Origin of the sequence: Pseudovibrio exalbescens (genome assembly GCF_028737195.1) — a bacterium.
GTDB classification, from domain to species: domain Bacteria; phylum Pseudomonadota; class Alphaproteobacteria; order Rhizobiales; family Stappiaceae; genus Pseudovibrio; species Pseudovibrio zosterae.
The window spans coordinates 454,453-479,543 of the sequence record NZ_JAQZAJ010000002.1; the positions used below are offsets into that span (position 1 = coordinate 454,453).

26 protein-coding genes and 1 other RNA gene are annotated in these 25,091 nt (G+C 54.4%); 11 read left to right on the top strand and 16 right to left on the bottom strand.

Annotated features, from left to right (window positions below):
• Positions 1-33 precede the first annotated feature (33 nt).
• Positions 34-717, top strand: coding sequence for a response regulator transcription factor (locus PUV47_RS07235; protein ID WP_274217844.1), 684 nt, complete (start codon positions 34-36; stop codon positions 715-717).
• Positions 718-741: 24 nt separating this feature from the next.
• Positions 742-1,254 carry a cyclic nucleotide-binding domain-containing protein gene (locus PUV47_RS07240; protein ID WP_274217845.1) on the top strand — a complete coding sequence of 171 codons (513 nt, stop codon included), beginning with the start codon at positions 742-744 and terminating at the stop codon, positions 1,252-1,254.
• A gap of 144 nt (positions 1,255-1,398) precedes the next feature.
• On the opposite strand, the gene leuD is transcribed toward PUV47_RS07240, so the two are convergent.
• A complete protein-coding gene (gene leuD / locus PUV47_RS07245; protein ID WP_274217847.1) occupies positions 1,399-2,004 on the bottom strand; it encodes a 3-isopropylmalate dehydratase small subunit in 606 nt (201 codons plus the stop codon).
• 42 nt (positions 2,005-2,046) lie between these two features.
• A complete protein-coding gene (gene argC / locus PUV47_RS07250; protein ID WP_274217848.1) occupies positions 2,047-2,994 on the bottom strand; it encodes an N-acetyl-gamma-glutamyl-phosphate reductase in 948 nt (315 codons plus the stop codon).
• A gap of 408 nt (positions 2,995-3,402) precedes the next feature.
• Here argC and PUV47_RS07255 point away from each other — a divergent pair, with 408 nt between their 5' ends.
• Entirely contained in the window at positions 3,403-8,208 is a 4,806-nt protein-coding gene (locus PUV47_RS07255) for an NAD-glutamate dehydrogenase (protein ID WP_274217849.1), read from the top strand.
• A 55-nt stretch (positions 8,209-8,263) separates the two neighbouring features.
• On the opposite strand, the gene coaA is transcribed toward PUV47_RS07255, so the two are convergent.
• Genes coaA through hisB form a run of 7 tightly spaced genes read right to left on the bottom strand, consistent with a single transcriptional unit; the run spans position 8,264 to position 12,997 of the window.
• Positions 8,264-9,229: a type I pantothenate kinase gene (coaA, locus tag PUV47_RS07260; protein ID WP_274217850.1), complete on the bottom strand. Its 966-nt coding sequence runs from the start codon at positions 9,227-9,229 to the stop codon at positions 8,264-8,266.
• 50 nt (positions 9,230-9,279) lie between these two features.
• Positions 9,280-9,603: a phosphoribosyl-ATP diphosphatase gene (locus PUV47_RS07265; RefSeq protein ID WP_274217851.1), complete on the bottom strand. Its 324-nt coding sequence runs from the start codon at positions 9,601-9,603 to the stop codon at positions 9,280-9,282.
• A 36-nt stretch (positions 9,604-9,639) separates the two neighbouring features.
• A complete protein-coding gene (hisF, locus tag PUV47_RS07270; protein ID WP_274217852.1) occupies positions 9,640-10,419 on the bottom strand; it encodes an imidazole glycerol phosphate synthase subunit HisF in 780 nt (259 codons plus the stop codon).
• Positions 10,416-11,159 (bottom strand): 1-(5-phosphoribosyl)-5-[(5-phosphoribosylamino)methylideneamino]imidazole-4-carboxamide isomerase, encoded by a 744-nt coding sequence (hisA, locus tag PUV47_RS07275; RefSeq protein ID WP_274217853.1) that lies wholly within the window; start codon positions 11,157-11,159, stop codon positions 10,416-10,418. The genes hisF and hisA overlap by 4 nt, the downstream gene beginning before the upstream one ends.
• Before the next feature lie 42 nt (positions 11,160-11,201).
• Positions 11,202-11,855, bottom strand: coding sequence for an imidazole glycerol phosphate synthase subunit HisH (hisH, locus tag PUV47_RS07280; protein WP_274217854.1), 654 nt, complete (start codon positions 11,853-11,855; stop codon positions 11,202-11,204).
• Positions 11,856-11,896: 41 nt separating this feature from the next.
• Positions 11,897-12,379 (bottom strand): DUF2628 domain-containing protein, encoded by a 483-nt coding sequence (locus PUV47_RS07285; RefSeq protein ID WP_274217855.1) that lies wholly within the window; start codon positions 12,377-12,379, stop codon positions 11,897-11,899.
• 24 nt (positions 12,380-12,403) lie between these two features.
• Positions 12,404-12,997, bottom strand: coding sequence for an imidazoleglycerol-phosphate dehydratase HisB (gene hisB / locus PUV47_RS07290; RefSeq protein ID WP_274217856.1), 594 nt, complete (start codon positions 12,995-12,997; stop codon positions 12,404-12,406).
• Between the two features lie 238 nt (positions 12,998-13,235).
• Here hisB and pyrF point away from each other — a divergent pair, with 238 nt between their 5' ends.
• The gene (pyrF, locus tag PUV47_RS07295) at positions 13,236-13,955 is read left to right on the top strand and encodes an orotidine-5'-phosphate decarboxylase (RefSeq protein ID WP_274217857.1); all 720 of its coding nucleotides are present in this window, start codon (positions 13,236-13,238) and stop codon (positions 13,953-13,955) included.
• Positions 13,956-13,958: 3 nt separating this feature from the next.
• Here pyrF and PUV47_RS07300 read toward each other — a convergent pair whose 3' ends face one another.
• Together PUV47_RS07300 and secB are read right to left on the bottom strand one after the other, a co-directional pair.
• Complete coding sequence (locus PUV47_RS07300) at positions 13,959-14,384, bottom strand: hypothetical protein (RefSeq protein WP_274217858.1); 426 nt, start codon at positions 14,382-14,384, stop codon at positions 13,959-13,961.
• Between the two features lie 149 nt (positions 14,385-14,533).
• A complete protein-coding gene (secB, locus tag PUV47_RS07305; RefSeq protein WP_274217859.1) occupies positions 14,534-15,016 on the bottom strand; it encodes a protein-export chaperone SecB in 483 nt (160 codons plus the stop codon).
• 220 nt (positions 15,017-15,236) lie between these two features.
• Here secB and PUV47_RS07310 point away from each other — a divergent pair, with 220 nt between their 5' ends.
• Positions 15,237-16,574: an ActS/PrrB/RegB family redox-sensitive histidine kinase gene (locus PUV47_RS07310; protein WP_274217860.1), complete on the top strand. Its 1,338-nt coding sequence runs from the start codon at positions 15,237-15,239 to the stop codon at positions 16,572-16,574.
• Positions 16,575-16,701: 127 nt separating this feature from the next.
• Entirely contained in the window at positions 16,702-17,247 is a 546-nt protein-coding gene (locus PUV47_RS07315) for an ActR/PrrA/RegA family redox response regulator transcription factor (protein ID WP_274217861.1), read from the top strand.
• Between the two features lie 42 nt (positions 17,248-17,289).
• Here PUV47_RS07315 and PUV47_RS07320 read toward each other — a convergent pair whose 3' ends face one another.
• Complete coding sequence (locus PUV47_RS07320; RefSeq protein ID WP_274217862.1) at positions 17,290-17,940, bottom strand: septation protein A; 651 nt, start codon at positions 17,938-17,940, stop codon at positions 17,290-17,292.
• A gap of 150 nt (positions 17,941-18,090) precedes the next feature.
• Here PUV47_RS07320 and PUV47_RS07325 point away from each other — a divergent pair, with 150 nt between their 5' ends.
• Positions 18,091-18,543, top strand: coding sequence for a DUF1499 domain-containing protein (locus PUV47_RS07325; protein WP_274217863.1), 453 nt, complete (start codon positions 18,091-18,093; stop codon positions 18,541-18,543).
• Between the two features lie 6 nt (positions 18,544-18,549).
• Here the strand turns inward: PUV47_RS07325 and recR are convergent, their stop codons facing one another.
• The 4 genes from recR to ffs all read right to left on the bottom strand — a co-directional run bounded on the left by recR (position 18,550) and on the right by ffs (position 21,699).
• Positions 18,550-19,161, bottom strand: a complete 612-nt coding sequence (gene recR / locus PUV47_RS07330) for a recombination mediator RecR (RefSeq protein WP_274217864.1) — start codon at positions 19,159-19,161, stop codon at positions 18,550-18,552.
• A gap of 76 nt (positions 19,162-19,237) precedes the next feature.
• A complete protein-coding gene (locus PUV47_RS07335) occupies positions 19,238-19,558 on the bottom strand; it encodes a YbaB/EbfC family nucleoid-associated protein (RefSeq protein ID WP_274217865.1) in 321 nt (106 codons plus the stop codon).
• 85 nt (positions 19,559-19,643) lie between these two features.
• Positions 19,644-21,500: a DNA polymerase III subunit gamma/tau gene (locus tag PUV47_RS07340; protein WP_274217866.1), complete on the bottom strand. Its 1,857-nt coding sequence runs from the start codon at positions 21,498-21,500 to the stop codon at positions 19,644-19,646.
• A 101-nt stretch (positions 21,501-21,601) separates the two neighbouring features.
• An RNA gene (gene ffs, locus PUV47_RS07345) (signal recognition particle sRNA small type) lies at positions 21,602-21,699 on the bottom strand.
• Between the two features lie 180 nt (positions 21,700-21,879).
• On the opposite strand from ffs, the gene nudC reads away from it, so the two are divergent.
• The 4 genes from nudC (at position 21,880) to sdhC (ending at position 25,081) form a co-directional block, all read left to right on the top strand.
• Positions 21,880-22,842 (top strand): NAD(+) diphosphatase, encoded by a 963-nt coding sequence (nudC, locus tag PUV47_RS07350; RefSeq protein ID WP_274217867.1) that lies wholly within the window; start codon positions 21,880-21,882, stop codon positions 22,840-22,842.
• Between the two features lie 44 nt (positions 22,843-22,886).
• Entirely contained in the window at positions 22,887-23,501 is a 615-nt protein-coding gene (locus tag PUV47_RS07355) for a histidine phosphatase family protein (RefSeq protein ID WP_274217868.1), read from the top strand.
• Positions 23,502-23,580: 79 nt separating this feature from the next.
• A complete protein-coding gene (locus PUV47_RS07360) occupies positions 23,581-24,255 on the top strand; it encodes a sulfate transporter family protein (RefSeq protein ID WP_274217869.1) in 675 nt (224 codons plus the stop codon).
• Positions 24,256-24,682: 427 nt separating this feature from the next.
• Entirely contained in the window at positions 24,683-25,081 is a 399-nt protein-coding gene (sdhC, locus tag PUV47_RS07365) for a succinate dehydrogenase, cytochrome b556 subunit (RefSeq protein WP_274217870.1), read from the top strand.
• Positions 25,082-25,091 lie beyond the last annotated feature (10 nt).

The window sequence follows — 25,091 nt, forward strand, 5'->3', positions numbered from 1 at the left end:
GTATAACTGCAAATATAGTCCAAAGGTGAACCGATGACTGCACGCAAAATCCTGATCGTGGATGACGACAACGACCTGCGCGAGGCTCTGGTGGAACAACTGTCGCTTTACGACGAGTTTGAAACCACTGAGGCGAGCACTGCTGCAGAAGGCCTTAAAATCGCGAAAGCCGACCATTTCGATCTGTTGATCATGGACGTCGGTTTGCCAGACATTGACGGTCGGGAAGCCGTTAAACTTCTGCGCAAGAGCGATTTTCGTGCGCCAATCATCATGCTGACCGGCCATGACGGCGATAGCGACACTATTCTCGGCCTGGAGGCCGGTGCGAACGATTATGTCACCAAGCCATTCAAGTTCGCGGTACTGCTCGCCCGCATTCGTGCTCACTTGCGGCAACACGAACAGAGTGAAGATGCCGTGTTCACCATCGGTCGATACACCTTCCAGCCATCAGCCAAGGTGATGGTGGATGAAGGTGGAACCAAGGTGCGTCTGACGGAAAAGGAAACATCGATCCTGAAGTTCCTGTACCGCGCTGGCGAAAAGCCGGTCACCCGAGACGTCCTCCTGCATGAGGTGTGGGGCTACAACTCAGGGGTGACAACGCACACGCTGGAAACGCATATTTACCGTTTGCGTCAAAAGGTTGAGCGCGATCCCTCAAATGCTGAGCTGTTGGTTACAGAAGCCGGTGGATATAAGCTTGTGCCTTGAACCGTTCAGCGGTAATTCAAAGGTATGAGCTTAGCCCGCGATATCAGCGTCTTGCGACGCGTGCCCATGTTGTCGACTTTCTCGGATGACCAGCTTCGTCTGCTGGCCTTTAGTGCTGAGTCGGTATCCGTTCCCAAAGGTCGTGCGATCTTCGAAGAGGGAGAGCGCGCAGAAGGCGGTATTGTTATCGCAGAAGGCTCAGTGCGCCTCGAAACAGGCATGGGCGATCAAGCGGTTCAGCATGGGACCTATGGAGAAGGCACACTTCTGGGTGAAAGCGCGCTGCTAGCCGAGGGGTTCCGTCCCGTGCGTGCTGTAGCTCTGGAAGATTGCACTCTGATCCGCATTCGCCGGGCGTTGTTCGCCCGTATGCTCTCTGAGTTTCCTGAGATTGCTGTTGAGCTCCTCAAGACCCGTAGTGAACGCTTTGCCGCAACAACAGAAGCGCTGAAACGTGTCGGATCCCGTTTGGACTATGCGGAACGCATCGATCAGCAACGCTTACAAGAAAAAGCCAAACGCTCCAAAGGCGAGTAGGTCTTGTAAATTGTCGGCATGAGGTGGATGCCCCTGTAGGCATCTGTCAGGAAGTGGCGAGTAAAACAAGCACCTTTTCATCAAGTCATAAACAAAAAGCCCCAACCAGTGGCAGGGGCTTTAACTTGTTTATGCCGACGGACCCTAGTGCCAAGGATGGGTCTTGGCTTTTTCTTCCTCGTGAGCATCGATATGGGCGGTCTTCTCAAGAGTGAGGCCGATATCGTCAAGGCCGTTCAGCAGGCAGTGCTTACGGAACTCATCAATCTCAAAGCTGATTTCGCCGCCGTCCGGGCCGTGAATCTTTTGTACTTCAAGGTCGACCGTCAGCGTTGCATTGGCTCCGCGGTTTGCGTCATCGAGAAGCTTTTCCAGTTCTGCTTCGGAAACCACGATCGGCAAAATGCCGTTTTTGAAGCAGTTGTTGTAAAAGATGTCCGCGAATGAAGTGGAGATAACAACGCGGATACCGAAATCCAGCAAGGCCCATGGGGCGTGCTCGCGGGACGAGCCGCAACCAAAGTTGTCGCCTGCCACAAGGATCTGTGCTTCGCGGTAGCCCGGTTTGTTCAGAACGAACTCAGCGTTTTCGGAGCCATCCTCATGTGTGCGCATTTCGTGAAACAGCGCAGTTCCAAGGCCGGTGCGTTTAATGGTCTTCAGAAACTGCTTCGGGATGATCATATCGGTGTCGATGTTGACCAATGGCAGCGGAGCCGCAACCCCAGTTAATTTAGTGAACTTTTCCACGAGCAGGTTCTCCTCGAAACTCTGGTTCTTTTGGTTCTGCCGTCAGTCGACAGTCAGACCGCTTTTTTGATCGATGCCCAGCATCAGATTAAGGTTCTGGACAGCAGCGCCCGAAGCGCCCTTGCCCAGATTGTCATAAACCGCCATCAACACAGCCTGCGCGCGGTCGTCATTAGCAAAGACGTAAAGGCGCATTGTGTTGGTGCCGTTAAAGGTTTCGGGGTTAAGTTCAGGAACTTTCTGCACAGCCTCAAATGGCGCAACTTCCACAAAACCCTCTGAATCTGCGTAGTAATCAGAGATGGCTTCGTGAAGGGTCTTGCCACTAGGGGCGCTCTTCAATGCGCTCAGTTGCAAAGGAACGCAGGTCACCATGCCTTGCGCGTAGTTGCCAACAGCCGGTTGGAACAGTGGCGCCACATCCAGTTTTGCATTCAGCTGCATTTCCGGCAGATGCTTGTGATTGAAGCCAAGCGCATAGGGCATGTAAGGCGCTGGCTGCGCCTCACTTTCATAGGTTTCAATCATTTGCCGCCCGCCACCCGAATACCCAGAGATGGCGTTCATGGTGAGGGGGAAGTCTGCAGGGATCAGACCACCTTCAACAAGCGGCCGCACCGTGGCAATCAAGCCCTGAGGATAGCAGCCTGGATTTGAAACAAAGCGTCCTTCAGCAATAGCTTGCTTTTGGCCCTTTGCCATTTCAGCAAAGCCGTAGTTCCATTCAGGGTCCACGCGATGCGCTGTCGAGGCATCAATGACCTTGGTCTTTGAGTTCTCGATCAGGCTCACACTTTCCTTCGCAGCGTCGTCTGGAAGGCAAAGGATGGCAACATCTGCCGCATTCAGGAGCTCGGCACGAGCGGAGAGTTCCTTACGGCGTGCAGGGTCGATGCTGATCAGCTCGATGTCACGGCGGCCGGCCAGACGCTCGCGGATCTGCAGACCCGTTGTTCCGGCTTCTCCGTCGATAAATACACGCGCTGTCATGACGACCTAACTCCTTGGCTCGTAAACATTGAATTGCCGAGCCTTTTACACTTAAACGCCCAAAATGTCACAATTTGAATTGTCCTATAAGCGGGCTCGAAAAGGTAGCGCTCTGTCCTCAAGTGGGCGTTGAGTGCGTCTCAAGCAAAAAATACGGTGATCAACTTACATCGCAGTCTGCGTTAGAGTGGTTTGCCGTGGGCGTCTGAGGTAGCTTCGCAGGATCAGGCAGCGGACTTTTCGAGGCAGAATCTCATAAAAGTCAAAGGTCTGTCGCTTGATAGTGTTCGATACCGCGCCCACCTTAAGGCACCAGTTGGACAAACGTGCGCACGATCCGGCTCTTGGAATTCTGTTGGCAAAGCCGAGCCATGTTTGTCTCCCCTAAACCGGACGAGAGGCCCAAACATGTCCGATGCCATGACGCTAACAAAAGAAACCCTTATTGATAGCACCTGCAAGCTGCTGAAGAACGAGAACGACGCGCTGGCCAGGTTTGCCAGCGATCTATTCAAACTCGCAGATGCAGAAGATCTGGCACACTACACTTCCGAAGATCTGTCCGCGCTCGTCAACGTGGCGTGGGAGGACTTTCAAAGCCACCCCAAAGGCCTCCAGCGGATCAGCGTGTTTAATCCGCAAGCGCCGAAGGGTTCCCGGCTCGAGAATGTGACTGTCGTTGAAATTTTGAACGACAATATGCCGTTTCTCGTTTCGTCAGTGATGGGCCACCTGACCGTAAACGGCTACGACCCGCAGCTCGTGTTGCATCCGTTGTTTACGGTAGAGCGCGATGCGGACGGAAACCTTCAAGAATTTCATGGGTCGGTTGGACCAAGCGGAGATGCGGTTCGGCGTGAAAGCTTCATCCACATTCACGTTCCTCGCCTCGACACGGACCAACAGCGCGATGACTTGACCGCCGCCCTGCGTCTGATCATGGACGATGTGCGCTGCGCCGTGAACGACTGGCAGCCGATGCGTGCCCGGTTGCAGCAGGCGATTGAAGCTTACACCAATACCCGCACGCCTTATTCCAAGGCCCAGCTGGATGAAGCGATTCAGTTCCTTGAATGGATGGCAGCAGATAACTTCACGCTGCTCGGCATGCGTGAGTTCATTTTCGAAGGTGGTGTAGAAAAGGGCGATCTTGAGTTTATTCAGGGCACCGGTTTGGGATTGCTGGCCGATCCGGATGTTCGCGTGTTGCGACGTGGCTCCGAGTTTGTCGTGATGACACCTGAAATTCGCGATTTCCTGCTCAAGCCAGAGCCGCTGATCATCGCCAAGGCCAATGTGAAGAGCCGCGTGCACCGTCCCGTTCACATGGACTACATCGGCGTAAAGCTTTTTGACGAAAACGGCGTACTCACTGGCGAGCTGCGCATCGTGGGCTTGTTCACCTCCACCGCGTACACCCGCTCCACCTCTTCGATACCATACATCCGCCAAAAAGTGGCGCAGGTCATGCGGATGCATGGCTTCGATCCCGAAAGTCACAGTGGCCGCGCACTAAGAAACGTGCTGGAAGAATATCCCCGTGATGACCTGTTCCAGATTGATGCGGAAACTCTCTACGAGTTTTCAAAAGCGATTCTGCAGCTCGGCGAACGCCCTCGCGTTCGTGTTTTGTCACGTCGAGACAAGTTCGAGCGCTTCGCCTCCATCCTGACGTTTATCCCGCGAGATCGTTTCACGACTCAAATACGGGAACGCGTTGGCGCCTACATGGCCGAAGCTTTCGACGGCCGCATCTCTGCATGGTACATTTCGTATCCGGAAGGACCGTTGGTTCGCGTGCACTACATTATTGGACGCGACAGTGGTGAAACGCCAAACCCGCAGCAGAAAGACCTTGAAGAAGCGGTCGAAGAGATCATCAGCTCTTGGCAGGATCTGCTGGCTGATGCGCTTAACGACAGCCATGAACCTTCTGTGGCCCGTTCCCTTCTCAAACGCTACAGCAGTGCGTTTGACGGCAGTTACTCGGCGGTCACCTCTCCGCATATGGCGCTTGATGATATCCGCCATATGGAGAAGATCACATCGGCCCGTCCCCTGCTGATCAAGTTCTACAAGCGCGAGGCGTCCTCCAGTCGTCAGCTTTCTCTGCGCACGTATCACAGCGAATCCCCACTTGCCCTTTCAACGCGGGTTCCGCTGCTTGAAAATATGGGCTTTCGGGTCATCAACGAGCGAACCTACCGCATAAACCCAAATGGCAAGCCAATGCGCTATCTGCACGATACGACGTTACAGGTCGAAGGGGATGATGCGCACGATCTTACCAATGCCGATATTGAGCGGCTGGGCGCATTGTTTCTGGCCGTTTGGAATGGTCAAGCAGAGAGCGATGGCTATAACGCTCTGGCTCTTAAGGCGAGCCTTGCATGGCGGGATATCGCCGTGCTGCGCGCTTTGTCCCGGTATTTGCGTCAGGCAGGTATCCTCTATTCCGAGGACTACATGTGGGGCGCACTGAACCGCTATCCAGAGATCTCCAGAGACCTGCTTGAGTACTTCCATACGCGTTTCAACCCGGGCATCAGCGAAGGTGACCGCAGCACAGCGGCGGCGAAAATTGATGAACGCATCATGGCAGCGCTGGATGGCGTTGACAGCTTGGATGACGATCGGATCATTCGCCGGTTCAAGAACCTGATTGAGGGTTTGCTGCGCACCAACTTCTACCAGCTCGACGACAAGGGAATGCCTAAAGGTACGTTCGCCTTCAAGCTGGCACCGCACATGCTGGAAGAACTGCCGAAGCCGTTGCCTTACCGCGAAATGTTCGTTTACAGCCCGCGGGTTGAAGGCGTTCACATGCGTTTCGGCACCGTTGCACGAGGCGGCTTGCGCTGGTCAGACCGCGCTCAGGACTTCCGCACCGAGGTGTTGGGTCTTGTGAAAGCACAGCAGGTTAAAAATGCAGTTATTGTTCCGGTAGGCGCCAAAGGCGGCTTCTTGCCGAAGCAGCTTCCCAAAGCTGGCACTCGCGATGAAATCTTCAAGGAGGGCACGGAAGCCTACAAGATCTTCATTTCATCCCTCCTCGATGTGACGGACAATCTGGATGGAGATGTTATTTCTCCGCCTAAGGAAGTGGTTCGCCATGACGCCGATGATCCGTATCTTGTGGTGGCTGCGGACAAGGGCACCGCGACTTTCTCAGACACAGCAAACAGCCTGTCCGAGGGGCGTCAGTTCTGGTTGGGGGATGCCTTTGCTTCCGGTGGCTCTGCGGGCTATGATCACAAGAAGATGGGCATCACGGCACGCGGTGGCTGGGAAGCCGTGAAGCGCCATTTCCGCGAAATGGACCGCGATATTCAGAAGGAGCCATTCACCGTTTGCGGTGTGGGCGACATGTCAGGTGATGTCTTCGGAAACGGAATGTTGCTTTCCAAGGCAACACGTCTGGTCGCGGCGTTCGACCACCGCGACATTTTCATTGACCCGAATCCGGATCCAGCCGCCAGTTGGTCAGAGCGCAAACGCATCTTTGATTTGGGGCGCTCCTCTTGGCAGGACTATGACAAGTCTTTGATCTCCGAGGGAGGTGGCATCTTCCCCCGCTCAGCAAAATCCATTGAGCTTTCCATACAGATCCAAAAGTTGCTGGGGCTGAACAAGGCCAAATGTTCGCCGCAAGAACTCATGACAGCCATCTTGAAGATGGAAGCTGACCTTCTGTGGTTCGGCGGCATCGGCACATACGTGCGTGCAAACTCCGAGACGGACGCCTCCGTGGGCGATCGTGCGAACGATGCCATCCGTGTTACGGCCTCTGATCTTCGCGTAAAGGTCATTGGAGAGGGGGCGAACCTCGGCATTACCCAGAAGGCACGCATCGAGTTTGCCCGAAGAGGTGGCCGGTGTAACTCCGATGCCATCGACAACTCCGCAGGCGTGAACTCCTCGGACGTTGAGGTGAACATCAAGATTGCGCTGGGCTCGGCTGTGAAATCCGGAAAGCTCAATACAGAAAGCCGTAATGAGCTGCTGGCGAGTATGACCGACAACGTAGCGTCTCTGGTCTTGCGGAACAACTATCTGCAGACGCTCGCCATATCGCTGACGGAACTTCGCGGGCTTGAAGATACCGGCTATCAGGTGCGTCTCATGCGCCAGCTCGAAAGCCAGGACTTGCTCGACCGGGCTGTTGAGGATCTGCCGGATGATTTGACGATTGAGGAACGCGTGAAGCAGGGCGAGGGTCTGTCTCGTCCAGAGATTGGAGTGCTGCTGGCCTATGCCAAGCTGACGCTTTACGACAAGTTGCTTGAAAGTTCGGTACCTGATGACGCTTATCTGGCTAAAGAGCTGTATCGATATTTCCCTGAGCAGATGCGAGAGGCGTACGCTGACGAAATCGAGGGTCATCGTCTGCGCCGCGAAATCATCGCAACCATGCTGGCCAACTCCATCATCAATCGGGGCGGTCCAACTTTCGTGACCCGCCTGGTCGACAAGTCTGGTTCAACTGAAGCGGATCTTGCCATGGCATTCGCAGCAGTTCGTGATGCCTATGGGCTGACTGAGTTGAACGAGGAGATCAACGCACTCGACACCATCATTCCAGGCGAGTTGCAGCTTGAACTTTATCTGGCCATTCAAAACCTGTTCCATGGTCAGGTTCTGTGGTTCCTGCGCAATGTTTCCTTTGCCGATGGCATCGAGGCTGCTGTCAAGCGGTTCAAGGACAACGTTGAAACCTTGTCTCCACGCCTTGAAACCTTCCTGCCGGAAAACGACGCCAAGTCCCTTACAGAGGAAACGGAGCGTCTGGTGATGGCAGGAGTTCCGGTCATGATCGCAGGGCGCATTGCACGCCTGCCCGGTGAAGTGATGATCCCGGATATCGTATTGGTGGCTGAAAAGACCGGCAAGCAGACTACAGATGTGGCTGCATGCTTCTTCCATATCGCCAATGAGTTCAGCTTCAGCCGTATCGATGAGCTGGCCCGTGAGTTCGATATTCGTGACTATTACGACGGACTTGCTCTGGACCGGGCCCGTTCAATCCTGGCCGAAGCCCACCGCGAGTTGACCGCACAAGCTATTGTCCACCCAGACGGCGTTGGTGGTTGGCTGGATGAGCGCAAGACGAAGGTGGACCGCACGAAGGTCGCAGTTCAGGAAATCCTTGAGAAGGATCTGACTGTTTCCAAGTTCTCGGTTGCCGCCAGCATGCTGGCAGAGCTTGCAGGCTAGAAATCAGAAAGGCGCCTCCGTTGGGGCGCCTTTTTCATCGGTCCGGATAGAGCGATCAAATCTTTCGCAGGGCGACCGAAGTAATCCGGTGTTCTGCACCCTTGGTGATGATCAGATCCGCCCGAGGCCGGGACGGCAGAATGTTCTGCCGCAGGTTCTGTAAATTGATGTTCTGCCAGAGGTCCTTTGCGATGGCTTGTGCTTCTTCATCTGTGACCTTTGAGAACTTGTGGAAGTAAGAGTCTGGGTCCTGAAAGGCTGTTTCCCGCAGGCGCATGAAGCGTTGAAGGTACCAGCGCTGCAGTGCTGCTTCTTCCGCATCAATATAGACCGAGAAGTCAAAGAAGTCCGAAACGAACGGAACAGCCTTCGCGCCGCGGGAGAGTGCTGTGGTCTGCAGAACATTCAAGCCCTCGACGATCAGGATGTCAGGCTGATCCACCGTGATGTACTGGCCGGGCATCACGTCATAGAAAAAGTGCGAGTAGACTGGTGCTTGCACCGATGATTTGCCGGCTTTCAGGTCTGTCAGGAACTTCAGGAGAGCAGGTCGGTCATAGCTTTCCGGGAACCCCTTGCGCCGCATCAGGCCTTCGCTCTCAAGCACCGCGTTCGGGAACAGGAAACCATCCGTGGTCAGAAGGTCTACTTTTGGGCTTTGAGGCCAGCGACGCATCAATGCCTGAATAAGACGTGCGGTCGTGGACTTGCCAACGGCAACAGAGCCCGCCACCCCGATGATGAACGGTGTTTTGCGGCCGTTGGTGCCAAGAAAACGCTTGGTCGCACGGTGCAGTTTTTGCGTGGCTTCGACGTAATACGCGAGCAGACGGGAAAGCGGCAGATAAATGGTTTCTACCTGTTCGATCGACACATAGTCATTCAAACTTTGAACATCTTTGATGTCGTCCGCTGTCAACGTCATTGGCGTATCCGCGCGCAGCTTTGCCCACTCCGACTCGCTAAAGACGGAATAGGGAGAAAGATCCAGCTCGGATACGTTGCTTAAGTCTTGGTTCATCACTGCATTGCCATCAGCTGATGCAACTGGCCGTTCCGTTTCACAGAGGATCAGTCGCTGGCTCTAGAGGCCTTTTCCTGCAAACCTGTCTGCGCTGTGCGAGACTGCAAAGTAGCCATCACGTCAGCGAGCGGCACATCGCTGACCTTTAGAAGGACCAGCAGATGGTACAGCAAATCAGCAGCCTCGCCCGTTAATTCCTGTTTGTCCGGTTTTACCGCTGCAATGGCAGCTTCAACCGCTTCTTCCCCGACCTTCTGAGCGCATTTTGCAACGCCTTTGCCGATCAACTTCCGGGTGTATGAAAGCTCGTCATCACTCGTCGCGCGCTGATCCACAATAGCTTCGAGGTCTTCCAGGGTAAATCTAGTCATAGGGATAGCCTAGTTCGTTCCATTTACTACACTCGATTATGGATCAAGCCGCATCGGCACGCCGGCTTTGGCCATGTGTGCCTTGGCTTCCTGAATGGAGTAGGTTCCAAAATGGAAGATTGATGCTGCAAGCACTGCCGTGGCATGTCCGTCCCTGACGCCTTCAACGAGATGATCAAGAGTGCCTACACCGCCCGAGGCAATCACCGGCACAGTCACCGCGTCAGCAATGGCGCGGGTCAGTGGGATGTTATAGCCCTCTTTCGTGCCGTCCCGGTCCATAGACGTGACGAGTAACTCACCAGCACCCAGTTCAACAGCCCTTTTGGCAAACGCGATGGCGTCGATACCTGTCGGGGTTCGGCCTCCGTGCGTGAAAATCTCGAACCGATCTTCTTCACCGTCAGCCGACACCTTCTTGGCATCGATGGAAACCACAATGCACTGGCTGCCGAATTTTTCTGCGGCCTCGCGAATAAACTCAGGGTTTTTGACCGCTGCGGTGTTGATGGAAACCTTGTCAGCACCTGCGTTAAGCAGCTTGCGAATGTCTTCCACGGTGCGCACACCGCCGCCAACGGTCACCGGCATGAAGCACGCTTCTGCGGTGCGCTGTACCACGTCATAGATTGTGTCGCGGTTGTCACTGGACGCGGTAATATCCAGAAAGGTCAGCTCATCTGCGCCAGCGGCATCGTAGGCTTTTGCGGCCTCAACCGGATCGCCCGCGTCGATGAGGTCAACAAAATTGACGCCTTTCACCACACGGCCGTCCTTGACATCCAGACATGGAATGATGCGGGCCTTCAGCGTCATGCCAGATCCTCCCGGCTCTTTCGGATGAGATCGAGGGCTTCTTTCGGATCAAGGCGGCCGTCATAAAGCGCACGACCGGAAATCGCTCCCTCCAGAATATCGCAGTCTGGTTGGATCAGGCGCTCGATGTCTTCGATGCCTGCCAGGCCACCGGATGCGATCACCGGAATGGAGACGGCGTTGGCCAGTTCCAGTGTAGAAGGAATATTCAGGCCCTTCAGCACTCCGTCCCGATCAATGTCGGTGTAAATGATTGCCGCAACGCCCGCGTCTTCAAACTGCTTTGCCAATTCAATGACGGTGAGTTCGGAGGTTTCCGCCCAGCCCTCAACGGCGACCTTGCCGCCCTTCGCGTCAATGCCCACAGCGATCCGATCTGGATACTTCTTGCAGGCTTCACGCACCAGATCAGGGTCGCGCAGCGCGACTGTCCCAAGGATCACGCGGGCAATGCCCTTGGCTAGCCAGCTATCGATGTGTTTCATGGTGCGGATGCCGCCACCCAGCTGCACAGGATTGGTCGTTGCAGAAAGAATGGCGTCTACGGCGTCGCCATTGCGGCTTTCGCCAGCGAAAGCGCCATCCAGATCCACCACATGCAGCCATTCAAAGCCCTGATCTTGAAAGGCTTTCGCTTGAGCGGCGGGGCTGTCGTTAAACACGGTTGCCTGCGCCATGTCACCCAGCTTCAGGCGAACGCATTGACCTTCTTTGAGGTCGATTGCGGGAAAAATGATCATCGTGCTGTCCTCTGGACCTTGTTGTTGTCTGGCGGCGGCCGTTTATGGCGCCCAGCTCAGGAAATTGGAAATCAGCTGCAAGCCCAGCTTCTGGCTCTTTTCCGGGTGGAACTGTGTCCCGATCATATTGTCGCGGCCAACCATCGCTGTGAAAGTGCCGCCATAATCAAAGCTTGCGATACGATCTTCCTGACGCGCCACAGCAAAATGGTAGGAGTGCACGAAGTAGGCGTGAAGCCCATCCGGGCCGGTGGCAATGCCATCCAGTACTGGATGACTGCCATCGCGTACGTCGATTGTGTTCCAACCCATATGCGGGATCTTCAGGCTGTCCCCCTGAACTTCCATGGCCGAAACATCTCCCTGAATCCAGCCAAGGCCGTCACTGGTTTCAAACTCCAGACCGCGCTCCGCCAGAAGCTGCATGCCAACGCAAATGCCAAAGAACGGACGGCCTTTACCAACTACAGCTTCTTGCAGTGCTTCTTCCATGCCGGACACAGCTTGAAGGCCTCGGCGGCAATCAGCAAAGGCACCTACACCCGGGAGAACAATTCGGTCTGCCTTGGCAACTACGTCTGGATCAGAAGTCACATGAACATGATGGGCGTGCGCATGACCATGGGCTACTCGCTCAAACGCCTTGGCGGCGGAGCGAAGATTACCTGATCCATAGTCGATGATTGCGACGCTCATCAAGCGTACTCCTTCTACAAAAGCTCTTAAATTTTTTTTGGTTAGTCGTTCAAGGTCAGGCCAACAACACTATGCTCACTGAACCGGGGTGCAGTTGCCCCATGCGCAGGCGATGGCGTTGCATTGACCGGTGCGCCAACGTCATTGAGCCAGAAATCAAAGAAACGCACCTCGGCCTCGTCCCGGTTTCGGGCACTTATGATGCCCAATGTCTGCCAGTTCTTGCGTTCAAGGCTCCAGACCCTCAAGGCGCTGCCCTCTATGGCAAACAAAAGCGCAAAGCCAATGGCAAAAACTCCGGGTGCTGCGCCCCCGACGGAGTCCGCAGCAATTTGGATGGCGGCTACTGCTACCAGATAACCCAAAAAAGCCAGCCACATGCGGTTGTACAAAAGCCAGATGATTGGGATCAGAAGAGCGCCCCATGAGAAGCCATCTTTGACAAATGTAATGCGCTGTGCGTCAGCCTCGGTCAGCTTTTCTGCTGTCACCTCGGGCGGTGCCATAACAACATAGGTCGCCACGTCTCACACTCCCCGCTTTGGCTGTCAGCCGCCCAGCTGACCCTTGGTGGTTGGTACGCGCCCGGCCTGTCGTGGATCAAGCTCCATAGCTGTTCGCATGGTTCGAGCGACAGCTTTAAAACAGGTTTCAGCGATATGATGACTGTTTGTACCGTAGAGCGTAGCGAGATGCAAAGTGAAGCCTGCATTCATCGCAAACGCGCGGAAGAATTCTTCAAACAGCTCAGTGTCGTAGCTTCCGATCTTGTCTTTCGGAAACTCCACTTGCCAGACAAGGAAAGGGCGTCCGGAAACGTCCAGCGCGCAACGAGTCAAAGCTTCGTCCATTGCCAGATGCGTGTCTGCATACCGGGTGATGCCGCTCATGTCGCCAAGTGCTTGCTTGAAGGCCTGGCCGAGCGCAATGCCCACATCTTCAGTGGTGTGATGATCATCGATATGGGTATCACCCTTGGCGCGAATGGTGATATCGACCAAAGAATGTCGGGAGAGCTGCTCCAGCATGTGGTCAAAGAAACCCACGCCGGTGTCGATGTCGTAGGTGCCGGTGCCATCAAGATTCACAGAAACGCTCACATCGGTTTCTTTTGTCTTGCGCGTAATGGTCGCCTGGCGCATGGCTCATCCTCGTGTTGTAGCTCAGCTTATATGGCAAACTAGTCTGGTTGAAGGTCAGCAAGAGACGGGCCGTTTTAGCAGGCTGATTGTATTGTGAAAATACCCGAAAATGAAAAAGATCGTTTCGGCTTTCTCAATTGGCGTTTTGGTTCGCCATGCGCCTGTTGGGCCTAGTATTTTGGCGGTTTAGGTGATACGACCTCAGCCGTTTATCTAGCCTCAAGCTGCGGAGCCCTTCATGTCTTTCAAACCTACAACTGCACGGGATCGCCTGATCCTCGCTCTGGACGTCCCGACGGTGGAGGAGGCGCGAGCCATTGTCGACGAAACGAAAGGCGCCGTAGGTACTTACAAGATCGGCATGCAGCTTCAGTTCGCCGGCGGTCTGACCTTTGCCGAAGAACTAGCGCGCGAAGGACACTCCATCTTTCTGGATGTAAAGCTGCTCGACATCGACAACACCATCGCAAGTGCGGTGAAGAACGTGGCCAAGATGGGTATGAAGTTCATGACGCTTCATGCCTACCCAAAGACCATGCGCGCGGCGGTGGATGCGCTTGCAGAGGTTGGCAACAAGGATCTTTGCCTGCTTGGGGTAACTGTTCTGACCTCTATGGATGAGCGCGATATTGGCGACGCGGGATATGTTGGCCCCATCGCGGATCTGGTGGAAGCTCGCGCCAAACAAGCCAGCGCAACCGGCATGGGCGGGATTGTGTGTTCACCTGTCGAAGCAGCCGCCATGCGCGCTGCTGTGGGCGATAGCCTTGCCATCATCACACCGGGGGTGCGTCCTGCTGGAGCCGATGCCGGTGATCAGAAACGGATCATGACGCCTGGTGATGCCGTAACGGCGGGCGCGGATTATCTGGTGGTCGGTCGGCCAATCCTGAAAGCGGCAGACCGCCGCGCGGCCGCACAAGCCATCTGCCGCGAAATTGAAGCAGCGTTGGCGTAACGCTTAGCGAACATAGAGGTAAGTTGAGCATAGGTCTCGCTGAGTTTCACTGGTCTCAGCGGGATCTGGCGGTTTTGGTCCTCGAAAAACGAGCAGCTCAAGCGTTTCCTGATCTTCGATCTTTCTCAGATTGATCTGAAGATAGCCGGTGTTTACGCCATTTGCGCAGAAGGTTCGTCCGCCTGTGAAGCGCAGTGAAGCAGCCTCGGTGAACTTGTAGATAGATGAGGTTCGGTCGCCCACCGCGCTGATCGGAAGATGCTCTCGATCACTGAAGATCAGGTGGTTCTCGTCAATTGCAAGGTTGCCGGTCGTGGACTGTGCTGAATAATTGAGAGGGCGCCATTTTGTTCCGGCAAGTGTGTCTGCGCTGGCAAATGACGTCGTGAGCAGGGGGACCGCGGCCAGGGCAGCGAGGAAAGGCTTCAAGGGACACCTCTATCGTTCCAATTTGTTTTGAGGTGACCTTAGGGAAGTTTCTTTTAAAAAATGCTATTTGATTGCCGCAAATTCGAGCAGAAAACAAAAAACCGCGCTGGATGGAGCGCGGTTTTCTGCTTCTCGAAAGTGAGAAAGAATTAGTTAGGCTGCTGGCCTTCCTGCTGCTGGTTCGCCATGCGTGCCAGGTTCTGACGGTACAGAGCGGCAAAGTCGATTGGGTCCAGCATCAGTGGCGGGAAACCGCCGTTGCGGGTGGTGTCAGCCAGAATGTTGCGTGCAAATGGGAACAGCATGCGTGGGCATTCGATGAGAATGAATGGATGCATGTGTTCTTTAGGAACGTTGGTGATCTGGAACACGCCAGCGTAGATAAGCTCAACAGCGAACATAACCTGCTCAGCAGTGTTGGCTTTCGCATTCAGGGTCAGAACAACTTCAAACTGGTCGTCAGACAGAGGATTTGCACCAACGTTTACGTTGATGTCCAGCTTTGGCTGCTCACCTGGCTGAAGGGACTTGGGAGAATTTGGGTTCTCGAAAGACAAATCCTTAATGTACTGGGCAAGAATGTTCATGCCTGGAGCTGGTGCTTGTGCCTGAGCTTCCTGATTATCACTCATAATAGTGTTCCCGGTTCACGGTTAAATTTGGCATGTACGGCAAAATTCCCCTCGACCGCACATGTGTCCTTGGGGTGGCTAGCATGACATACCAGAGGATACAAGGCTGTGTGATCAATTATGGACCTAAACAACTGAACTCTTTCGCCTAGGCACTAATAGTTATATTGCTTCTTTGGGCATAACAATTCGCAAGATCCGGAACTCTGGAGCCGGCCAGATGGCATTCGCAACAACTGATCAATCCCGTAGCTTTGATTTGCAAGTCAAGTTGGACACTCTTGTCCGCTTGCGTTGGCTGGCTATTGCTGGGCAAACAATATCATTGATCGTTGTGTATTACGGCCTCGGTTTTCCGCTACCTATTGGATACTGCTATGTTCTGATTGCGGTTTCAGCATGGCTTAATGTGATTTTGAAGATTCGCTGGCCCGCTAGTACGCGCCTTCATGAAAACGGCGCGGCAATCCAATTGGCCTACGACATTCTCCAGCTGGCTGGCCTGCTCTACCTGACGGGCGGCCTTGGCAACCCGTTCTGCTTTCTGCTGTTGGCTCCGGTCATGGTGTCAGCCACTGCGCTTTCCTTCAAGAACACCATCATGTTGGCCTCCTTGGCTGGCTTTTTTGCTACGGTAATCGGCATCTATCACATGCCGCTGCCTTGGTATGGCGGTCAGGCACTTCAAATGCCGCCAGTTTATACGGTTGGAGTTTGGGTGTCCCTGCTGTGCAGCATGTTCTTCATGGCGACATATGCTCTTCGGATTGCCAGTGAAGCACGCCAACTGTCCAATGCGTTGGCTGCCTCCGATATGGTGCTTGCGCATCAGCAGCACCTTTCCGCGCTCGATGGTTTGGCCACCGCGGCGGCCCATGAGCTGGGAACGCCGCTCGGCACCATCTATCTGACCGCGAAAGAACTGGCCACAGAGTTTGAAGAAGGAGACCCGCTGCGTGAAGATGCGGAGCTGGTCTACGCTCAGGCGCGCCGATGCCGCGAAATTCTGCAGAAACTGACGTCGCTCTCCTCGGATACGGACCAGCATTTCCAGCGAATGCCGCTCTCTCAGTTGTTGGAGGAGGTTTCTCAGCCCCATCGGGGGCTCGGGGTTCATATCGATGTGCAGTTGGAAGGTGAGGGACCTGAGCCGGTTGGGCGGCGCGATCCAGGCATCGCCTATGGTCTCGGGAATATCCTAGAGAATGCGGTGGACTTCGCCGGGCGAAATGTGCAGCTGAAAGCCAGTTGGGACGATGAAAGAGTTGAGATTACCATCAGCGACGACGGTCCAGGCTTTGCGCCCGATGTGATTGCGCGCATGGGTGAGCCGTATGTGTCGAAGCGGGGGTTGGCGAAGAAAATTCAGCCATTGAGCAAGGAAAAAAAGAGTGCGCCCTCCGGGCAGGCAGGCGGCGGGCTGGGTTTGGGCTTCTTTATCGCCAAGACTCTTCTGGAGCGAACGGGTGCCCGCCTGAGCTTCGGTAATCGAAAACCCCCAGAAACAGGTGCAATTGTTCGGATTCGTTGGCCGAAAAATGCGATGGATCAATCATAACGCACAAAAATGCCTTAGATTAATTCTCAGGTGACTGATGCTGCTAATAAAAATGGAAGATCCCTTCCCAATATAGGCCCAGTCATTATAAGAAGGACCTACGCAGAGTAATTTGGACCCATTGGAAATGAACGAACTTGAAAGTGCACCCCTGGGCCGTCTGTTGATTCTGGATGACGACAAGGCCTTTCAGCAGCGGTTGGCCCGTGCCATGGAAAAGCGCGGCTTTGAAACAGACACTGCTGATGGGGTGAAGGAAGCCCTCAGCAAGGTTGCCGCCGAAGCGCCCGACTTCGCAGTTTGCGACATGCGTCTGGAAGATGGCAGTGGTTTGGATGTGGTTGAAGCAATCCGCATGAAGAAGCCGGAGGCGCGGGTCGTTGTCTTGACCGGCTATGGCAACATTGCAACCGCTGTAACTGCTGTAAAGCTCGGCGCAATGGACTACTTGGCCAAGCCAGCTGATGCAGATGACATCTTTTCAGCGCTGATGCGTCGCCCGAATGAAAAAGCCGCTCCGCCTGAAAACCCGATGTCCGCAGATCGCGTTCGTTGGGAACATATTCAGCGCGTTTATGAGCTGTGCGATCGCAACGTTTCTGAAACGGCCCGCCGTCTCAACATGCACCGCCGTACGCTGCAGCGAATCTTGGCGAAACGCGCGCCACGCTGAGTACAGGCAAATCTTTGGTGATGGAACGCGCAGGCTGAGAGATCAGCCTGCCGATGAACCTTGATCTTTATTTTCCAAGCTGTGCTTGTTGATCAGCGGCAGCTGAGCCAGCGTGAAGACCATGGTAATTGGCATAAAGCCGAAAACCTTGAAGTCGACCCAGAAATCGGTCGAAAAGTTTCGCCAGACAATCTCATTGATAACGGCGAGCACAAAGAAAAACATCCCCCAACGCAGGGTGAGGATTCGCCATCCTTCGTCAGTCAGTTTGAATGCACTGTCGAAGACGTAGCCAAGCAACGATTTCCCAAAGAACAACCCGCCAAGCAAAATGCTGCCAAACATGACGTTCACGATGGTGGGCTTCAGTTTGATGAAGAGTTCATTGTGCAGATAAAGTGTCAGAGCACCAAACACCAGCACCACAACGCCGGAAACAACCGGCATCACCGGAAGAGAGCGCATGAGATAGTAGGAAACGGCCAGAGAGATTGAGATTGCGATCATGAATGCAGCCGTTGCGAGGAAAATGGGCTCTTCGAGGCTGTTCAAGACTGGGAAAGCCTCCATTAGCTGTTCGCCGCGAGTATTGGAAATGAAGAACACGGCGAGTGGCCCAAGTTCCAGTGCAAGCTTGAGAAGCGGTGCGACTTCCTTGTGACCTTTTTCATTGGGCGCGTGTTCAAATTCCATACTTCACTCTCTGGTTTTGCGAGCTATGTTGTAGAGCAGATAGGAGTTGCCCCGCCTAAAGGTCAAGCCCCTTCTTGAGTTAGTCAGAATTCTAAGCTTCCTCTGTGAATGACGGTAGAACGGAAGCGACAGGCATTTCATGGGTTTATTATGTTTTATGCATTTATTGCTGTTTTCTCGCTGCTCTTACTGTTTGTCGCGCGCATTGTCATACAAAATCGCCGCTTTCCTGTGCATCTCGGCTACGGTCAGAGTGGCTTCTCGGAGCTAGATGGCAAGCCGAACTGGGTTAGCAGTCAAACCCAACACCGAAACAAGCGCGTTGCACCACTGCCATTCAAGGGCAGTCTTTCTGACACTCAGGAAGCTGTTCGAACGGCGCTCACCCAGCTCGGTGGCAATGAGATTTTATCGCAAACGGATTCATTCTGGCATGTGGTGTTCACAACGCCGACCTTGCGCTTTCACGATGATCTGGAACTCTACTTTGATCAGGACACAGCGCTCATTCAATATCGATCCAAATCCAGAAGCGGCACCTCGGATCTGGGGCTCAATCGCAGGCGCTACGAGGCGTTTTCAAGCATATACACAGCGCTTTGATCATGCCTAAAAGTTGGTGCGGGCTCGCATCGCCTGCGACAGCGTGCCTTCATCCAGATAGTCCAGCTCACCCCCGACCGGGACGCCATGGGCAAGGCGCGTAACCTTTACTGTGTCAAACCGAGCGAGTTGGTCGGTGATGTAGTGCGCTGTCGTTTGGCCTTCCACGGTCGCGTTAACAGCCAGAATAACTTCCGCAACACGACCTTCTTCGACACGCTCAACGAGCTTGTTGATATTGAGGTCATCGGGCCCAACGCCATCCAACGGCGATAGCGTGCCGCCGAGCACGTGATATTGGGCGCTGAGCGCGGAAGCCCTCTCCAAGGCCCAAAGGTCCGAGACATCTTCAACGACAATAATGGTGGAGGCATCTCGGCGAGGATCGGTGCAAATGGTGCAGGGATCGGAGGTATCTACCGTGCCGCAGGTTGAGCAAACGCACACTTTCTCAACGGCAACGCCCATTGCTTCAGCCAGGGGGATAAGCAGCTGGTCTTTTTTCTGCACGAGGTGCAGTGCTGCGCGCCGGGCAGATCGTGGCCCCAAACCTGGCAATTTGGAAAGCAGTTGGATCAGGCGTTCGATTTCGGGGCCGGCGACTTTGCGTGTGCTCATGAAACTGCTTGCGCTTTGGGATAGATAACTTGGCGCGGCAGGATGTCTGCCGCGCGGCATAATCAGACCTGTGGGTTTAGAATGGCAGTTTCATACCGGCAGGCAGACCAAGGTCAGACATCATTTCCTGCGTTTTTTCTTGAACCAAAGCTTCACCCTTGGCCTTTGCATCGTTGTGTGCTGCCAGAATCAGGTCTTCCAAGACTTCAGCGTCCTCTGGCTTGACCAAAGACGGGTCGATCTTGAGCCCCGTCATTTCGCCTTTGCCGTTCAGCGTTACAACGACCAGACCTGCGCCTGCGGTACCTTCAACAGACAGCTCATTCACCGCTGCCTGGAGGTCACCCATCTGCTGCTGCATCTGTTTGGCCTGCTTCATCATTTTCAGAAAGTCCATGGGACATCTCCTTACAACTGGAATCGCGGCAGACACTGGTTCGCTGCCTTTTCTTTTTAGTTCTTAGGCAAATTGGATTTGCGAACTAAAGCTCTTCATCCATATCGAGGCCATCAAGAGCTTCGTCAAGCAGTAAGTCACTTTCGAGACTCTGTTCATCCTCATCCTTTTTGAGGACCTTCACGTCCACCACTTTCGCACCTGGGAAGGCCTTCAGCAAGGCGGCGACCTCTGGGTCTGAATGAGCGGCGGTCACCAGCTGGCGCTGGTTGGCCTGCTTTTCCTCATAAAGGGTCGGGCGCCCCTGTTCCCGGCTCACTGCCACGATCCAACGGCGGCCCGTCCATTCGGTAAGCTTGCGTCCCAGCTCGCCCGCTGCATCTGGTGAGGCTTCTTCAGTTGGCTGAACTTCAATGCGGCCGGGCTCAAAGTTTACAAGACGTAGTGCGCGCTCGATCGTCACCTTCATGGGAATGTCGCGCATTTTTGCGGCGCACTCGGCCACATCCTGCCAGCTTCGCAGAGCGATCTTCTCGACAACCTCAGGTCCCGCGGCTGGCTGTGCCTGAGCAACTGCCGCAATTGCCGACCCGGTGCCAGCCACGCTTTGCAAGCGCGGTGGGGTAGGGCTGGCATTTGAACCGGACGGAGCAGAGGTGGCGGTGTTTGAAGACGAAGCTGCACCGCCAGCAGTTGGTGCTCCGCCTAAATTAAAACCCCCGGATTTGAGAAGCTTGAGGGCTTCCTCCGGATCCGGCAAGTCCGCAGCATAACACAGCCTCACCAACACCATATCCGCCGCTGCCAGAGGTTTGGGTGCGGTTTGGGTTTCAGTGATGCCCTTCAGCAGAATTTGCCAACTGCGAGACAGCACGCGCATAGAGAGCTGCTCAGCAAACTGTTGGCCTCGGGTTCGCTCTGCTTCGGTCACGCTGGCGTCGTCACCCGCGCGAGGCACGGCCTTCAGGCGTGTTACAAGGTGAGTGAAATCAGCAAGATCAGAAAGGACTACGGCCGGATCTGCGCCAACATCATATTGCGCTTTCAGCTCTTCTAGTGAGCTGGCGATGTCGCCCTTCATCACGTGATCGAACAGATCAATGATGCGAGAACGGTCGGCGAGGCCCAGCATCTGGCGCACATCTTCTTCGCCGATATGGCCTGCCCCATGGGCAATAGCCTGATCCAGCAGAGAAAGCGAGTCACGCGCAGAGCCTTCACCAGCGCGCGCGATGAGCGTCAGCGCTTCATCGGAAATCTCGATGCCTTCGTTTGTGGAGATGCGACGCAGCAGGCTGAGGAGCGTCCCGGACTCAATGCGGCGCAAATCAAAGCGTTGGCAGCGCGAGAGCACGGTCACCGGTACTTTCCGGATTTCAGTGGTCGCGAAGATAAATTTTACGTGCTCTGGCGGTTCTTCCAGCGTCTTCAAAAGGCCGTTGAACGCTGCATTGGAGAGCATATGCACTTCGTCGATGATGTAGACTTTGTAGCGCGCATTTGCTGGGCGATAACGCACCGCCTCGGTGATCTCGCGAATGTCGCCAATGCCAGTGTGAGAGGCGGCGTCCATTTCGATGACATCAACATGCCGGCCTTCCATAATGGCCTGACAGTGAGCCCCCATCTTGTCGAGATGGATGGTTGGGCGGTCTACCTCCCCCGGAATCTCATAGTTCAGCGCTCGCGCCAGAATACGGGCGGTGGAGGTTTTACCAACACCGCGAACACCCGTCAGCATCCAGGCTTGAGCAATGCGTCCGGTCTCAAACGCATTTTGCAGCGTTTTGACCATGGGCTCCTGACCATAGAGGTCATCAAAGGTGCTGGGGCGATATTTGCGCGCAAGAACACGATATCCGCTCTCCGTTGTCTTGGAAGAGCTGGCTGGCGCATCGGCGTTGTGTGGTTGGCTGGTCTGGTCTACCTGAACGTCGTCCATAAGGCCCCGCAATAAACGCTACTGAAAAAGCAGCTGCCACTACCCCGGCCATTCAAGACGAAGACCGGCCGCTTGTCGAGGTAAGGCGCGGGGAAAAAGAGGTGGGAGGCTGGCACGGTGACCCGTACCGATGCTCGTTGGGGCTGCTTCCTTCCGGACCTGACCCGGTTGGCGAGTGGCTCGTCCACCACCAACCTCCCGGCCCCTGTATGGTCGTTTTTTATTAGCTTTGCAAGTGGCCTCGTGGAGGAATGTGGACGATTTGAACTCATGGCATGTTCAAGAGACCTTCACACAGCTTGTTCATGGAAGGGGTTGCGCTTGAGGCTCTGAAGGAGTTCAGTGAGGCGCTTTGAATATTTTGAGGAATTGCTCTGAAATGACTGTGCCATGGACACCGCAGGAGGCCTCGTCCTTCCTTTGTTTCTCCGGAAACCAGCTTGATAGAAGAGCTGGGTCAAGGTCCAAGAGTGCCTGGATTTCGGAAGTGGAGGCGCAGGCCTCCACCGTTTATGCACTCGCAACTGCCGGTCATTTCGTTCTGTCAAAGAGCGGAGGCACATCCTGCTTTCTAAGCAAGGAGGAGCTGGCCGCATTTCCAGTTTCCGGGGCTGAAAGAGCTTTTCTGGGCTTTGACAACAGCCGAAACGGCCGCCCGGTCTTTGCACTCCAGTTCCAGTCGGATCCGGAAGTGTTGAAGGAACAACTCGCTGTAGACGGACTGTTTGAGCTCGCACCACTACGTGGCATCGCCGTTAGTCAGATGATCAGTCATGAAGATATGGGTGTGCTGGCGCAGGCGAACGCGCTTCTGAATTGGCATCGTACGCATCCCAAATGCTCAAGATGCGGCGGTGATACGAAAATGTCTGAGGCAGGATATCGCCGCGATTGCCCCTCGTGTGAGGCACAGCATTTTCCCCGTACCGATCCCTGCGTCATCATGTTGATACAAAACCAGAAGGGGGAGGCTCTTCTCGGGCGTCCGCATAACTTGCCGGAGAACCTCTTCACGACACTTGCGGGTTTTGTGGAACCCGGCGAAACCTTCGAAGACGCGGTGCGCCGTGAAACTTTCGAGGAATCGGGCATTCGCGTGGGCAATGTCCGCTATATCGCCAGCCAGCCGTGGCCGTTTCCATCCAACATTATGATGGGCTTTTTTGGTGAAGCACTGACAACAGAGTTGAACGTAGACTATGAAGAAATGTTCGATTGTCGATGGTTTACGAAGAGTGAAGTCGAAGAAATGCTAAATGGAACGACGAAAACTGGTTATTTTTGCCCGCCAGAAATCTCAATAGCGCATCACTTAATCAGACTATTTGTGCAAGGAAGCTAAACGCAAGCCGGTATAAGATCGCCGCGCTATTAGAGGGAGGTGATATGGCGACTTGCATTTATCTTACGCACCCGAATGTGGATGTTGATCCGGCGATTCCGGTTGCAAGCTGGGATCTGTCCGATGAGGGCATCACACGCATGAAGGCGGGTCTGCGGCAGCCTTGGTTGCTCTCCGTGGACCATGTCATCACGAGCTCCGAGAAAAAGGCAATAGAAACCGGTCGCATCATCGCCAATCACTTGGGTGTCGAATGTTGGAGTGAGGCGGGATTGCAAGAAAACGACCGCTCCTCAACTGGCTATCTGCCGGAAGAAGAGTTTGAAGAAGTGGCAAACGAGTTTTTTGCTCGGCCTGCGGTCAACATTCGTGGTTGGGAGCGCGCGCTCGATGCACAAACGCGCATCGTCTCAGCCATCAAAGGGGCGCTCGCCAAACTTCCTGATGACGAAACGGTTTTGTTCGCCGGACATGGCGGTGTGGGCAGCCTGTTGCGCTGCCATCTTACCAACACCGGCATTTCCCGCGAATATGACCAGTACGCTGGCGGAGGCTGCTACTTCTTTTTTGACAGTGCCGATCTCACTGCGAAACGTGCAAGCGTGAAGGCAACCGAGTGGCGCCGGATTGAAGATCTTGAATCCGAGCTGGCCGGTTAAGGCTCTTGGCGTGACTTGAGAAATGCGGTTTGGCAGCTTATGTCCACTGTCGAAGCTGTTTTGTGAAGAGTTGAAACCAATGATTGCTGCTGCGTTGCGGTCGTTCTCTCAGGTATTCCAGCCGGAATATCGACATATCCTGCTGAAGTCTATCGGCTTGACCATTGGCTTGCTGGCGGTGATCTGGATCGTAATTCAGGCGCTGTTTGCAAACTTCGTCGAGCTGCCATACCCATGGTTGGAGACTGTTTTGGGCATTCTCACGGGTGTGGGTGCCTTTATCGGGTTGGGGTTCCTGATCGCGCCCGCTTCAGCTTTGTTTGTGGCCTTTTACCAGGACGACATTGCCGAGCTGGTTGAACAGCGTGATTACCCATATGATCCCTCCGGCAAAGCGCTGCCCGTCCTACAGTCACTCGGGATCGCCTTAAAGTTTCTTGGTGTGGTCATTTTGGGCAATATTTGCGCGTTGCTTTTGCTTTTGGTTCCGGGTGTGAATCTGGTCGCCTTCTTTCTCGTCAATGGTTATTTGCTCGGTCGAGAATTCTTCGAGTTCGCAGCGATGCGGTTCATGTCGCCAGAAGATGCCCGCGCATTGAGAAGGGCGAATGGGGGCACAGTGTTCTTCGGTGGCCTTCTCATCGCATTGGTGCTTGCCGTGCCAATCCTGAACCTGATCACGCCGATGTTTGCCACAATCTATATGGTTCACATCTTCAAGCAGTTGCGAGGACGCGCCCCCGTGGCCGCTTAGTGCCTTGTTCACTTTGTGTGCGACTTAGGTTCTAGATCCAGACCTCAGCTTCCATCGTTTAAAGATGTGCTGATGGGTCTGCGGTACGCCGCTACACGCGCGTGCTTGCTCCTTGTGGCGCAGGGTAAACTGGATATGAGTGTCCTGAAAAATAGCTACAATTTTCAGAAATGAAAATTATGAGGCAAAAACTCTAGTTTTTGCGGTGGTTGGATTCAGTGTTTTCCCTGATTCTTGATGGCGTTTCTGTACAGTTTTTTTGCGCTTAATGCGCTGAAAAATCAAAGGTTTTCGAGAGATGCGCAATCTAATCCCTTCGGATGCTTTGACGCACCCATTCGTTGGAGTTATTAGACACCAGTGCAACGCCTTGTTTTATTTACGCTTACGTAAACGTCAGCGTAGGCAAGGGACGGGAGAGGTTTAAATGGCGAATGCTGACTTTAAGGCCAACAGGCCACTGTCGCCCCATCTTCAGGTCTATCGCCTGATCCTGACGATGCTTATGTCGATCCTGCACCGTATAACGGGCGCAGGTCTGTACTTCGGTACGATCCTAATGGCGTTTTGGCTTATCTGCGCGGCATCGGGCCCGGAAGCCTATGAATTTGCCAATGGCGTGTTCGGATCATGGATCGGCCGGCTTATCCTATTCGGCTTCACCTGGGCTCTGGTGCACCACATGCTAGGTGGGTTGCGCCACTTCGTTTGGGACATGGGCCGCGGTTTCCAGCTCGAAGCAGCAAACTGGATGGCCAAGGCCACCATCATTGGTTCCGTAAGCTTGACGATCCTTCTATGGATTATCGGCTACGTGGTCCGTTAAAAGGAGAGAG